The organism is Okeania sp. SIO2C2 (assembly GCF_010692625.1).
GTDB lineage: Bacteria > Cyanobacteriota > Cyanobacteriia > Cyanobacteriales > Microcoleaceae > Okeania > Okeania hirsuta.
This window is the reverse complement of the sequence record NZ_JAAHGM010000019.1, coordinates 61,676-74,225: the sequence shown is the minus strand read 5'-3', so window position 1 is coordinate 74,225 and position 12,550 is coordinate 61,676. Positions and strand designations below refer to the sequence as shown.

At 35.0% G+C, this 12,550-nt stretch carries 12 protein-coding genes; 9 read left to right on the top strand and 3 right to left on the bottom strand.

Going from position 1 to position 12,550, the window contains the following annotated elements:
- The first annotated feature begins 156 nt into the window (after positions 1-156).
- Both F6K18_RS17430 and F6K18_RS17425 read left to right on the top strand, forming a co-directional pair.
- Positions 157-477, top strand: coding sequence for a formylglycine-generating enzyme family protein (locus F6K18_RS17430; RefSeq protein ID WP_287522511.1), 321 nt, complete (start codon positions 157-159; stop codon positions 475-477).
- The gene (locus tag F6K18_RS17425) at positions 474-1,709 is read left to right on the top strand and encodes a hypothetical protein (RefSeq protein ID WP_287522510.1); all 1,236 of its coding nucleotides are present in this window, start codon (positions 474-476) and stop codon (positions 1,707-1,709) included. The genes F6K18_RS17430 and F6K18_RS17425 overlap by 4 nt, the downstream gene beginning before the upstream one ends.
- Before the next feature lie 159 nt (positions 1,710-1,868).
- On the opposite strand, the gene F6K18_RS17420 is transcribed toward F6K18_RS17425, so the two are convergent.
- Positions 1,869-2,222: a Dethiobiotin synthetase gene (locus tag F6K18_RS17420; RefSeq protein ID WP_287522508.1), complete on the bottom strand. Its 354-nt coding sequence runs from the start codon at positions 2,220-2,222 to the stop codon at positions 1,869-1,871.
- A gap of 57 nt (positions 2,223-2,279) precedes the next feature.
- Here F6K18_RS17420 and F6K18_RS17415 point away from each other — a divergent pair, with 57 nt between their 5' ends.
- The 4 genes from F6K18_RS17415 to F6K18_RS17400 all read left to right on the top strand — a co-directional run bounded on the left by F6K18_RS17415 (position 2,280) and on the right by F6K18_RS17400 (position 5,653).
- Positions 2,280-2,465, top strand: a complete 186-nt coding sequence (locus F6K18_RS17415) for a hypothetical protein (protein WP_287522506.1) — start codon at positions 2,280-2,282, stop codon at positions 2,463-2,465.
- An 894-nt stretch (positions 2,466-3,359) separates the two neighbouring features.
- Positions 3,360-3,659 (top strand): hypothetical protein, encoded by a 300-nt coding sequence (locus F6K18_RS17410; RefSeq protein WP_287522505.1) that lies wholly within the window; start codon positions 3,360-3,362, stop codon positions 3,657-3,659.
- Between the two features lie 352 nt (positions 3,660-4,011).
- A complete protein-coding gene (locus tag F6K18_RS17405) occupies positions 4,012-4,452 on the top strand; it encodes a hypothetical protein (protein ID WP_287522503.1) in 441 nt (146 codons plus the stop codon).
- A complete protein-coding gene (locus F6K18_RS17400; protein WP_287522501.1) occupies positions 4,439-5,653 on the top strand; it encodes a hypothetical protein in 1,215 nt (404 codons plus the stop codon). Before F6K18_RS17405 ends, F6K18_RS17400 begins: the two co-directional genes overlap by 14 nt.
- An 82-nt stretch (positions 5,654-5,735) precedes the next feature.
- Here the strand turns inward: F6K18_RS17400 and F6K18_RS17395 are convergent, their stop codons facing one another.
- On the bottom strand, positions 5,736-7,202 hold the full coding sequence (locus tag F6K18_RS17395; protein ID WP_287522499.1) for a carotenoid oxygenase family protein: 1,467 nt from the start codon (positions 7,200-7,202) through the stop codon (positions 5,736-5,738).
- A 267-nt stretch (positions 7,203-7,469) separates the two neighbouring features.
- On the opposite strand from F6K18_RS17395, the gene F6K18_RS17390 reads away from it, so the two are divergent.
- Positions 7,470-7,760 (top strand): hypothetical protein, encoded by a 291-nt coding sequence (locus F6K18_RS17390; RefSeq protein WP_287522497.1) that lies wholly within the window; start codon positions 7,470-7,472, stop codon positions 7,758-7,760.
- A 986-nt stretch (positions 7,761-8,746) separates the two neighbouring features.
- Here the strand turns inward: F6K18_RS17390 and F6K18_RS17385 are convergent.
- Positions 8,747-10,192, bottom strand: coding sequence for a folate/biopterin family MFS transporter (locus tag F6K18_RS17385; RefSeq protein ID WP_287522495.1), 1,446 nt, complete (start codon positions 10,190-10,192; stop codon positions 8,747-8,749).
- 821 nt (positions 10,193-11,013) lie between these two features.
- On the opposite strand from F6K18_RS17385, the gene F6K18_RS17380 reads away from it, so the two are divergent.
- On the top strand, positions 11,014-11,490 hold the full coding sequence (locus tag F6K18_RS17380) for a WG repeat-containing protein (protein WP_124147723.1): 477 nt from the start codon (positions 11,014-11,016) through the stop codon (positions 11,488-11,490).
- A 628-nt stretch (positions 11,491-12,118) separates the two neighbouring features.
- Positions 12,119-12,382 carry a hypothetical protein gene (locus F6K18_RS17375; RefSeq protein ID WP_287522493.1) on the top strand — a complete coding sequence of 88 codons (264 nt, stop codon included), beginning with the start codon at positions 12,119-12,121 and terminating at the stop codon, positions 12,380-12,382.
- The last annotated feature ends 168 nt before the right edge of the window (positions 12,383-12,550 follow it).

Below are 12,550 nucleotides of genomic sequence, written 5' to 3'. Positions count from 1 at the left end.
CAAAAAATTATTCTACCAAGCACTAAACCAGAACCTATTATTATTCCCCAACCAAAATTACCTCTGAAAACTTTTTCATTTGAGGTAATCACAGTTAATAACAGAGGTGAGGAAATTAATCGCGTTCCCAAACAAGCTCAATATTTTACAGAAGATTTGGGTAATGGTGTGATTTTGGAAATGGTTTATATTCCTGGAGGGAGTTTTATTATGGGTTCGCCAGAAAGTGAAAAACGAAGATTTCACACAGAAAGTCCCCAACATCAAGTTATTCTCCAACCTTTTTATATGAGTAAATACCCCATTACTCAAGACCAATATCTTGCTATTATGGGTAAAAATCCCTCTTACTTTAAAGGAGGAAACCGCCCATTTGAAAATGGTATTACTTCCAGAGATTTTCCGACTCCCTGCTCTCTGTTTCCTGTTCTTTGTTCTTTGTTCTCTGTTCCCCATTACCTTACCTTCTTAAAATGAAAAATTCCCCAAACATTAATCCGAATCAAAACCCAGAAAAACAACCACAAATGCTTAACCCTAATGGTGCAAAAATCATTCTCGGTACACCATCCTCAGATTCCCTAGTTGTACCACTCGCACCTAGTGCAACTACAATGTTCGGACCCCGTGGAGCTTGCTTAATCTCAGAAACAGGACCTCTGTGGGTTGCTGATACCGGACATCATCGATTATTGGGATGGCGAAAATGTCCTGAAATTGACACGCAACCTGCTGACTGGGTTATCGGACAATCTGACTTTTCTCAAGAAGGGCAAAATGCCAATGGTACAACCACCGCAGCAACAGTAAGCGTCCCCACTGGTATCTGTGCTTGTGGAGAAGGGTTAGCAGTAGCTGATGCTTGGAATCATCGGGTATTAATTTGGAAGCAGTTACCCGAAGATAATAATGTTCCTGCCGATCTCGTTTTAGGTCAGGCAGATTTTTCTCAAAATGAATCTAACCGGGGTCAACCAGAAACTGCTGCAGACCGAATGCACTGGCCTTATGGTGTCGTCTACCATCAAGGAAAACTCTGGGTAGCAGATACGGGCAACCGTCGGGTGTTGATGTGGCAGCAGTTGCCAGAGGTTAATGGACAACCTGCCGATATGGTTTTGGGGCAGGCAAATATGAGTTTTCGGGATGAAAATGGAGGGAGTGAAGCGACGGCAGCTAGTATGCGTTGGCCTCATGCAATTACTTTTTGGGGCAATAATGTTCCGCAACAGTATGGCGATCGCTTGATTGTGACTGATGCTGGAAATAATCGGGTAATGATTTGGGATGCCATCCCTACTGAGAATAATCAACCTTGTTCTTTAGTTCTCGGTCAATCTCAATTTAATACAGTGCAGTTAAATCAGGGAGTTTATTTTCCTTCTGCTGCTAGTTTGAGTATGCCTTATGGTGTGGTTGCGATTGCTAATTGGTTGATTGTTGCTGATACCGCTAATTCTCGGTTATTGGGTTGGCGGGATACTGTGGATATTGGCACTCCGGCAGTTGCATTAATTGGTCAGTCAGATTTTCAGAGTAAGGGTGAAAATGCTTTGAGTTTGTATCCGACTCGCCAAAGTTTGTGTTGGCCTTATGGGATTTCGGTTTGTGGCAATACTGCTGTTATTGCTGACTCTGGTAATAATCGAGTATTGTTGTGGTCTCTGAATCAGGACTTACGCAAAGACACTATATATAGTACATACTAAATCAGAGCGATATTCAACTGTAATTCTGCGCGATCGCTTAACTATCTATTCAAAAAGCTTCAGTTATTTAGAGTTAAATGAGTTTCATTTTACAGCAGTTTTCTAGTTGATGAGGTACAAACCCCATCCACTTTTTCCTTCTTTCTTCTTCAAGGATGATTATTTGTCTGTAGGCCAAACTCCAGAAAAGATATTTTTCACCGCAATTGAAATTCGTTCAATATCTTCTTTTAAAAGTGGCGGCCACATTACTCCTTTTCGTCTACCAGCTTCAAATAATTTCAGGCTTTCCATTGCTAATAAATATAATCCGGCAACCAATTCTCGGTCTAGAAGGGGGTCTCCTTGTAACATTTCAAAAGAGATTTTTAGAGCTAACAAAATATTAGTTGCTTGACCGGGAATAGGAGGTTTTCCTTGTTCGAGACGCATGAGGAAAGCATCTGGATTAATTTTAGTTTCTAAAGCTGTTCCTTGATCGATGAGAAATTGACGGGCAGTTTCGTAATTCATTTTAATAATTAGTATGATTCAACTATATTTATTTAAGTTGTACCACTTATAGCAAAAATGTCACGGGAAAATATAGCAACGGTTGTTAAAATTTTAGAATCTCTTTCTGATGCACAACAGGAGCAATTTATTGAGCATTTACGAGAGTATATTGCTGATTTAGAAGATGAATTACAGTGGAATAAATCTTTTCAGAGAACACAAAATAAATTAGTAGAAGTAGCTAGGCTTGCTAAACAATAAATTGCTCAAGGAAAGGGGCAAGTAATGGATTATGATAAGTAATTTGTAGGTTGGGTTAAGCGACAGCGAACCCAACAAAAACTCATATCAATCTTTTGTATAACCTGACAGAATATTGCGATATTTTTCAACTCAATTTACCCTTGCTACTTAATATTAGTTTCTGAGTAATTTGTAGGTTGGGTTAAGCGAGAGCGCAACCCAACAAAAACTCATATAGACCTGTGGGATAATCCGACAGAATACTGCGATATTTTTCAACTCAATTTACCCTTGCTACTTAATATTAGTTTCTGAGAAATAGTAGAGCGATCGCTAGATTAAAAAAACAGTTTATACCCGTTTGATATTGAGTATTTTAATTTTCCATATTTTCTTTCCAATATCTACTGCATTAAATCGGAAAGTAATACAGTTTAATTTTATGATTGACAGTTGAATATTTGTTTTTAATTTCTAATATTACCAAAAAATTTGGTTTAAAGCCTCCCCTCGATCGGGGATAATAAATAAAAATTTTCATAATTAGTCAATCCTCTTCTTTTCAAGGAGAGGTAATTCTAAATTATTGAACACTCCAAGAAACAACAATAGAAATACAATTAATATTGACGAAAATAATTTTATTAAGCTAAACTGGAAATTCACAGAGATAGGGCGCATCACTCAAATTGAGAAACTAAAAATATTTTTGCTTACTGTTTTTCACAGGAGACCTAGCTTATGAGTGAATCAAAAGTAAGCAAAATGTCTGGTTGTGATAACCAAGAATGTAAAAGTAACTCAAACTAACACTATCCAAATAAAAACATGAATAACGACGAATCTAAACCTGAAACAAAATAGAGCAATACTTTCTATGGAACTGTTCTTGCTAATAATAACGTAAGTGAAATGAGAGATAATGCCAAAATAGAACAGAAAGAACAAACTTACCATCCTGAACAGAAAAAATCTCTAGCAGAAGCAGCAGCAGAAATTCAGAAATTGTTAGACCAACTTTCTCAAACCTATTCCAATCAAGAAGAAGCAAAACAAAAGACAGCAGAAGAACTTGCTACAAGAGCTCAAAAAAACCCTTTATTTAAGGAAACACTCAAGAAACTTAGAACATTAGGAAATAAAGCAGGTGAAGTAGCGGTTACTGAAGTTGTTAAGCAATCGATACTTATGGCACTTGGACTGCTGGTGTAAAATAAATAGTAATTAATGACTGTAAAAATGTAACGCTATTCTAACCATTAGCAAAAAAATGCAACAAGCATAAAAAGTGATCGGGATAGTATTAGACCTCTCCTATAATTAACCAGAAATTATTTTCAAATGCTTGTTTAATTCTAATTTCCGGAGAGGTCTATTGTAGCAACTTTGCTATTTATTCAATGCATTAAAAATAATGATAAACCAACAAATCATCTATCACAGTTTTAAAGAATAGCTAAAAGATTAGAAGTGTATCACTGGAATTGAGAATATGAAGAGATATGTTAAGACGAATAGTTGATTTCTTGTAGCGTTATTGTCAACTAATAGAAAGAAAAAAATCATGTCAATTAATAATTTTCAACCAGAAACAAAACAAGATAATACTTACTATGGGCCTGTTGGTAATAATGTAAATGTAAATCAAATTAGAGATAATGCCAAAATAGAATTTAATGTTGGAGAAACCCGTTTTTATGAGATAAGCGTTGAAGATTTAGAATCACAGACTAAAGAATTACCAGAAATCCAACCAGAGTTCCTTTATAAACTAAAAGCACAGAAGATGTTAGTTTTAGGGGGCGAACTGGGAGGAATTAATAAAAATGAATTAATCTTGCAGCTTGCTTATTGTATTGCTAAAGAAACTGACTCTGACCAAATTAATTCTCAAAAAGTTGATGTATCTATTAAAGTTTGGAGACGTAGCTCAAGTCAACAAATTATTGATTTAGAACTAGAACTCCGAAACAGAAAAACTCCTACTATTTTTGTTTTTTTTTGATATTGAACCTCAAGACATTAATACCAGCTTACAACATATTTCCGAAATTATTCCATCACTCCCACATTGGGTTCTATTTACTACAGATAGAAGTTTCTCTAGTTGGCATTTAGCTGAAAAAGCAAAAGAAGATTTTTTTCCAACTGACCTAAAACTTCAAAATATTTATGGTCAGAATATTTTATTTAAGAAACTTCAAGAGGAACTAAATAGACTTCAAAAAGAACTAGAAGAAGACCTAGAAGTAGAATTAAGTGAATATTTAGAAAGCCTTGATGACCGACTTGGTTCAATTTCTGAAGATTTAGATAGTCTGAAAAGCATTAAACGGTTTGTCAAGCTACTAGGTGATAAGTTAAAAGAGCTAATTGAAAAGAGAAAATCAGAAGATAATTCATCAGAAACAAGATTAATATTAGAATCAATAGAGATAGACATTGAAGCTTTAATTGAAGATTATACAAATGACGCAAAGTTTATTAGAAACTTATTCCAAAATATTTTAAATAACCGCCGCCAACAGCAACTTCTAATTTTGGGAATAAGTTTCTTCAACGATATGTTTGAAGACCAGTTGTTTGCTGCTTTAGAGAAAGTGTTTACAGAAGCTTGGCAGAAAAGAAATCCATCTCTTACTGCTCTTGATTATTCTGACTTAGAAGAACTTCAATACAATTACTTCGATTTTCAAGAAAATGATTTATATGAAGGGGTTTCTAATAGTTTTAAAGTTGTTGAAACGAAACTTTATAAAACCGATCTTCGTTCAATAAACATCCTATATTTGGGAAATCGTAACAAACTTTTTGAAATAGCATGGCAGACTCACCGTAGGCAAATTATTAATGCTTTAGAGGTATTAGTCGATATTGTTAAAGAGTCTGCCTCAGAAAAAAACCAAACTCTTCCTGAAAAATGGGATTTATATGGTGACCCAATACGACGTGAGAAATTGCGTAGTGCAATTACTAATACTTTTAGCAGTATAGGTTTGGTTTCTATTAATGCAGTATATAGTTCTTTATTACGGTTAGCTACAGACCAAAATTTTGAAGTACGAGCTGTTGCTGCAAATGTTATTGCTAGCTGGTATGAGCTTGGTAAAAAAGAAGAGTTATTTAGGATTTTGCAGTCCTTCTATGGTACTGCTCTACAAAAAGAATACGCTCAACAAAGTCAACAGATTAATGAAAAAACTTGATAAATTTTAAGCCTGAATCAAGCCTGGCTTTACTTCCTAATAGGTAATTGACAGTTCAGACTACCAATTACCCAAACATTAATTACTCCCCAAAATAATGAGGTGTAAAACTCCCATGTAAACCATAAGGAATATGATGCTTTAAATGCAACCTCGCCACAGGTTTTTTATTCAAATCTCTAGCATCCAAAATCACAACATCCGACCGATGTTCTGCCGCATCATACATCAACATTAATAACCAACCATCATCTTCATTCACCCCATTCGGAAAAGGAACAAATAAAGGTTCTCCGGCAAAACCTCGCGGTGCAACACTAAAAATTTGACGTTCTCCTGTTTGCCAATCAATCTTTAATATTGCTTGTAAAGGAGCATTTCCACTTGGTTGTTCTGCTACTCCAATAAACAAATATCGATAAGCTTTTCCCACATTATTCGGATTTAGATTCGGAAAGTCACAACAACGACTTTCAAGCAATTTATGTTCTACATTATTCTCTGACAAATTAATCTTAAATCGCCATAATTGACTTGCTGGAATTGAGTCAAAATCTAATTCACGAAAATCATCACCCATGTCAACTTTTGGGAAAGATTCATAACAAATAGAATCTACATAAATTTCCCCATTCTTTTCCCAAGCATTAGCATGATGAAATATAAAACAAGGTTTCGTTTCCAAAATTTTCATAGCTTTACTACCATCACGAGGAATTACAATAACCTGCGTCGGTTGATTAGGTGAAAATTCCAAACATTGACCTGCACTTTGCAATCCCAGGAAGAAAGGAAAAGGATTAAAAGTAAGAGGATTTTGGAAAAAGATACAGTAATTTGGTGTAATTGCCATATCGTGTAAAAAGGCAAAACCAGGAATAGAATTAGAGTAGCGTTTGAGTAATTTTCCCTGACTATTAAGTTCAAAAATAGTGATGGTAGTTGACAAACCTGGTTTGACAGAAAAATTAACTAAAACATCTCCTTTCCCATCCTTTCCTTTATCAATTCTGGGGTGAGCAGAAAAAGCTTGACCTGGTTGTAAAACTCCATCTAAATCGCTAAGGTTAATAGTTTCTAAATTCTGGGGATTTAAATGATGAGGTTGCCCTGGTTCCCACAATGCCAAAAGTTTATCACCCCAATAAAGAATACCAGTATTAGCACAATTTTTAACGTTTACATCGAAAATATTTGCTAACCAACCGCCTGGTTTTTGAGCACCAAAACCTCGATATAGAATTTTTCCTGCTGCTTTTTCTGCCACATAACCTTCCGTTTTAACAAAGCTATTTCGGAAGTAGGCACGACCATTTTTAAAACCAATAGAACAAATCATTCCATCCCCATCAAAAGGATGAGCGATCGCTTGACCATTAATATCTAATAAACCGGGTCCGTTGCGGAAAAAAGTACCATTCAAATCTGCTGGTATTTCACCTTCTATATCATCAATCCAATAATCATATTCATTGGGTTGAGATTCATATCCTTTTTGCCAATCTTCACGAGTATAAGATGTAGATTTTTCAATTTGTAAATTTGTCATAATTAAATCCTAATTTCTCAACTTTTTAAAGTTTTACACGAAATATCAATTTGAGGGAATTAAACTATCTCTATCGCTCAACACAGAAAAAATTTAACTTAATTACAAATCAGAAACCAAAAATTTATTCACTACTGTTTTGCCATACGCAATAGTAGAATTTCAAACCTTTCCACAAAATAGACTCCAAACCAAAGACGATCGCTCAACACAGAAAAAATTCGACTTAATTACAAATCAGAAACCAAAAATTTATTCACTACTGTTTTGCCATACGCAATAGTAGAAATTCAAACCTTTCCACAAAATAGACTCCAAACCAAAGGCGAACAGTTCAAACCATTTCCATCGCTCAACACAGAAAAAATTCGACTTAATTACAAATCAGAAACCAAAAATTTATTCACTACTGTTTTGCCATACGCAATAGTAGAAATTCACACCTTCCCACAAAATAGACTCCAAACCAAAGGCGATCGCTCAACACAGAAAAAATTCGACTTAATTACAAATCAGAAACCAAAAATTTATTCACTACTGTTTTGCCATACGCAATAGTAGAAATTCAAACCTTTCCACAAAATAGACTCCAAACCAAAGGCGATCGCTCAATGAATCAAAAATTCGACTTAATTACAAATCAGAAACCAAAAATTTATTCACCACTGTTTTGCCATACGCAATAGTAAAATTTCACACCTTCCCACAAAATAGACTCCAAACCAAAGGCGAACAGCTCAAACCATTTCCATCGCTCAAGGGAGAAAAATCTGACTTAATTATAAATCAGAAACCAAAAATCTATTCACTACTGTTTTGCCATACGCAATAGTAGAATTTCAAACCTTTCCACAAAGCAGACTCGAAACTAAAGGCGATCGCTCAAGGGAGAAAAATCTGACTTAATTACAAATCAGAAACCAAAAATCTATTCACTAATGTTTTGCCATACGCAATAGTAGAATTTCAAACCTTTCCACAAAGCAGACTCGAAACTAAAGGCGATCGCTCAAGGGAGAAAAATCTGACTTAATTACAAATCAGAAACCAAAAATCTATTCACCACTGTTTTGCCATACGCAATAGTAGAAATTCAAACCTTCCCACAAAATAGACTCCAAACCAAAGGCGATCGCTCAATGAATCAAAAATTTAACTTAATTACAAATCAGAAACCAAAAATTTATTCACCACTGTTTTGCCATACGCAATAGTAAAATTTCACACCTTCCCACAAAGCAGACTCGAAACCAAAGGCGATCGCTCAATGAATCAAAAATTCGACTTAATTACAAATCAGAAACCAAAAATTTATTCACCACTGTTTTGCCATACGCAATAGTAGAAATTCAAACCTAAGAAAGAAAGGGATAATATCATGTCCGGAAATTAGTGATGAAAAAAAAACCAACTGTGTATACATGGCAAATCTCTTTATTCTCCCTACTCCCTATTCCCCTGTACAGACGAAAATGTCTTCGCCCCTAGTTATTGATAAGTATTCAACCGCACATGATATTACACCTACGACCTACCACCTATTTTTAGTTTTGAGAGTTTTTACCACTAGGAGTTGGTACCATTTCTGGTAAATATTCTGGTAAAAAATTATCTCTACCAACTTCAGAGCTAATAGAATTCAGCTCTAATACTGGTAGAGAATTAATATTTTCATTTTCCTCCATTTGAGCATTAACTGCGGGCAACCAATTTAGTAAAAATAATGGCAATAAGGTAGATAGGTTAGTGATAACTATTAACAACCACAAATTATCAAAATTTGTCTCTGTAACTTCTAACCAATGCATTAACAATGCACCTCCTTCATGGGAGATAAGTCCAGCTAAATTATAGATAGACATTAATAAAGCAAACAGAGTTGCTTCTACTCCCGGTGGGCAAAGTCTAGCAGCTAAAACTAATACGGGCATGAAAGCGATTTGTCCCATTACTGTTAGCACTAAACTATCTCCTAAACTAAACCAATGGTCATCGATACCTAGACTACGATTCGCATGAGTAACTAGCAGTAAGGTAGTCATTCCTAAAGCAGCAGAAATAACTATAGACCATCCGAAAATTTGCCGAAAAGGAACAGATTTAAAAAAGCGTTGAAATACCCAAACACCTATTAAGGCAGCAATACTTGTTACTAACCGTATCCTGCCTAAAAATTCTGGTTGAAATCCTAATTCATTTGTAGAAAAGAAAAAGAATGCTGACTCAGAATTAGGGGTTGCCTGCCAAATAAACAGGAAAGCTGTTGGTAATAAAATTGATTTTTTGGTAACAGCTATTTTTACCTGTTTAATTTGCTGTTTTACATTGTCAAAATTAATCCCAATAGTAACTTTCTCTTCATCAATTAACCAGGCTACAGCAGAAACAATCAAAGGAAAAATACCTGTCATTAAAAATACAGTTTGATTGCTAAAATGCTCCAGTAAATAACCACTCAAATAAGCAGTTATGAGTCCTCCTAATGCTGCAGCTGCCCAACATAAAGATTGTAGAGAACCCGTACTACTAACAGATTCTTTTTGCACTCTTTGTACAACTAAAGAATCAACTATTACATCACTAATAGCTACCGATAAAGAACTCAGAGCGATCGCTCCTGTAGCTGCTAGTGGAGTATGTACCCATTTTGCTAATGCTACCCAAGAAAACGCCCCCAGTATTCCAGAAAAAATCATATAAGGTCGTCGTCGATAACCTAATATTGTTACTCCGTCTGAAATAAACCCAAAAACAGGTTTAATCATCCACGGTATGACCACAACGCCCAACATTGCGGATACTTCAGCGGGACTCATGGCCAATTCATCTTTGAGAAAGAAGCTGACAGCAAGACGTCCCAACCCTAAAACTCCTTGGACAAAGTAAACAAGCAATATAGCTATGAGTTCCGGTGTCGGGTCATTGCCAAAAAATACTCTCTGTTTGAGGGATTTTTTGAGCTTGATTATCCCTTGAGAAGATATGAACATCAATTAACACTTATTAACATTTTTTAATTAATACGATCATATCTTAAACCCACATTCCACACGTCAACTTGTAACATTAAAAGTAGTATGTGGACCCGTAGCTTGGTAGATATAGCAATGAGCGCTCAGGTATTTACAATGTCCACTTCAAAGTGCAGCCGAGAAAAAGTGTACAAAAGATAATGTGTAAATATGCCAGCGCACATTGCTATATTTATACTCTGCAAATCATCTTAATTACTTTTAGGACTTACGCAGATACGCTATATATAGTACTCATAACTATTGGACAATAGTTACTGGACTCTATACACAGTGTCTTTGCGTAAGTCCTGACTTTTTTACTTTTTTCGTCGATCAAATTCCGAGTAAATAATTAAGTATAAATACTTGCTTTTATGATTACTCAATCGCGGCAGCTATGATTTTGTTCTAAAATTCTGTCTCCTTAGTTCCCCTCCTGGGAGGGGCAGGGGTGGGTTGTCTCCTGACTCCTTCTTAGGTTGCTACATTTTGTCGTGCGGAATGTAGGCTTAAACATCACTTTTTCGTAGAGTCATGGCCCACAATAAGACAATTCATATCAAAAGTATGAAATTTATTTTGATTATCTCTATGTATTGCTGATTTTTGGGAATTTTTGCAATATTTACGATTTGAAATTGAGTCTCTTTAAAAGCATCAACTGTAGTTTGAATTGAACTTTGAAGAAGGAGACAGGAGACAGGAGACAGGAGACAGGAGGAAAATTACATGGGGATTCTAACCCCAAGTAATCTTGAACACCCTGTAGACGGTGGGGTATTAAACCCACAAAGAAAATGATAATAAAATATTATAAATTATCGAAAATTTTGCATAAATTATCATCAATGACTAAGTTTTTAATTCCTTTTCAGAGTGATGGGAAATGGGGGTATAAAGATCGAGCTGGAAAGGTTGTAATTCCGCCAAAATTAGAAACAGCAAGTGAGTTTTCTTTAGGAGTAGCAAAAGTCAAGATTAATAATCAAACTCAATATATTGACTCTAATGGAAAATTTTTGGATGTTAATCAACCACAAGAACCAAAAAATTATCATGATGAAGTAACCGATCGTACTGAAGAATTAATACGGTTTAAAGTCAACGATCTGCATGGTTATAAAAATAGAGAAGGAAAAGAGATAATACCTCCTACTTATGTATCAGCTTGGCAATTTTCTGAAGGTTTAGCACTTGTAAAACGAGATAAAAAGTGGGGTTATATAAACTATAAGGGAAAAATTGTGGCGTTTCTGAAATGTAATGGTAAGTAGCTGAAGGTAAAATTGAAAAACTTATGTATTGCGTTGATACTTAATCTAAAAATCATTACCACTCAGCAATGCCAAAATTGTTATTGATTTTATCTATGATTTTGCCGATAGTTTTAGTCAATAAATAGCAAGGGTAATGCTAGAAAAAAATATGGTTATATCAATAATTGTGGAGAGGAAGTTATTCCAATTTGTTATGACGAATTAGGAAGGTTTAATGGAGAACCAGCATTTTTTAAGCAAGGAAAAAAGAGGGGATATATTAATCAAAGGGGAGAAGTAGTTGAAACACCTACTAATCAAGATTTACCAAAGCAAAAACAAGTCAATCTAAAATATCAATATGCCAAAGCAGAGCAAAGTACAATAACAAAAAAACAACTGGAAAATACAAACTATTCACGCAGCAGAAGAACACGCAAAAGAAGTAGCAGCAAAGTCAAGAATTAAAATATAGTGCTTCTCGGATTCATGAGTTACACTCGTTTTTCTTCTTTTCTCTTTCCTGTTCCCAGTTAAAATATTCCCAGTTAAGGTTTTCCCTAAAACCCATAACTTTGTACCTCACAAATATAATAATTGCTATATTCCCTAGATACACTGACCTTTTTACAGCAAAATTAAAATTATGATTTTTTTTGATTCAGGAGATGGTATTTATACTCCCAGATTTATTTCTGCTTCCTGCCTGATAAATCACATTCCCCATATCAATTTGCCATATAGAACCCCCGATTATATCTTCATAAATATGCGCGTTTTTTTAGCTAGGAGTCAGGAGTCAGGAGACAGGAGGGAGGTAAGAGGAAAGAGGGAAGATGTGGGGAGAAATAATACAAAAAACACTCCTTCTTCAGATTTTTCCTCAAAATTGATGCGCGAAAAGACTTGACTACCATAATTATATAGATATCAAATGGGTTCTATACAAAAAATAGTATAAAAATCGGTGAATTACCAAATATTTAGACTCTGCAAATCATGATAATAAATCAATAATAAACACTTAATTTATTCTGGCAATTAGCAATAAATATTCGCCTCTCAATACTGACTACTA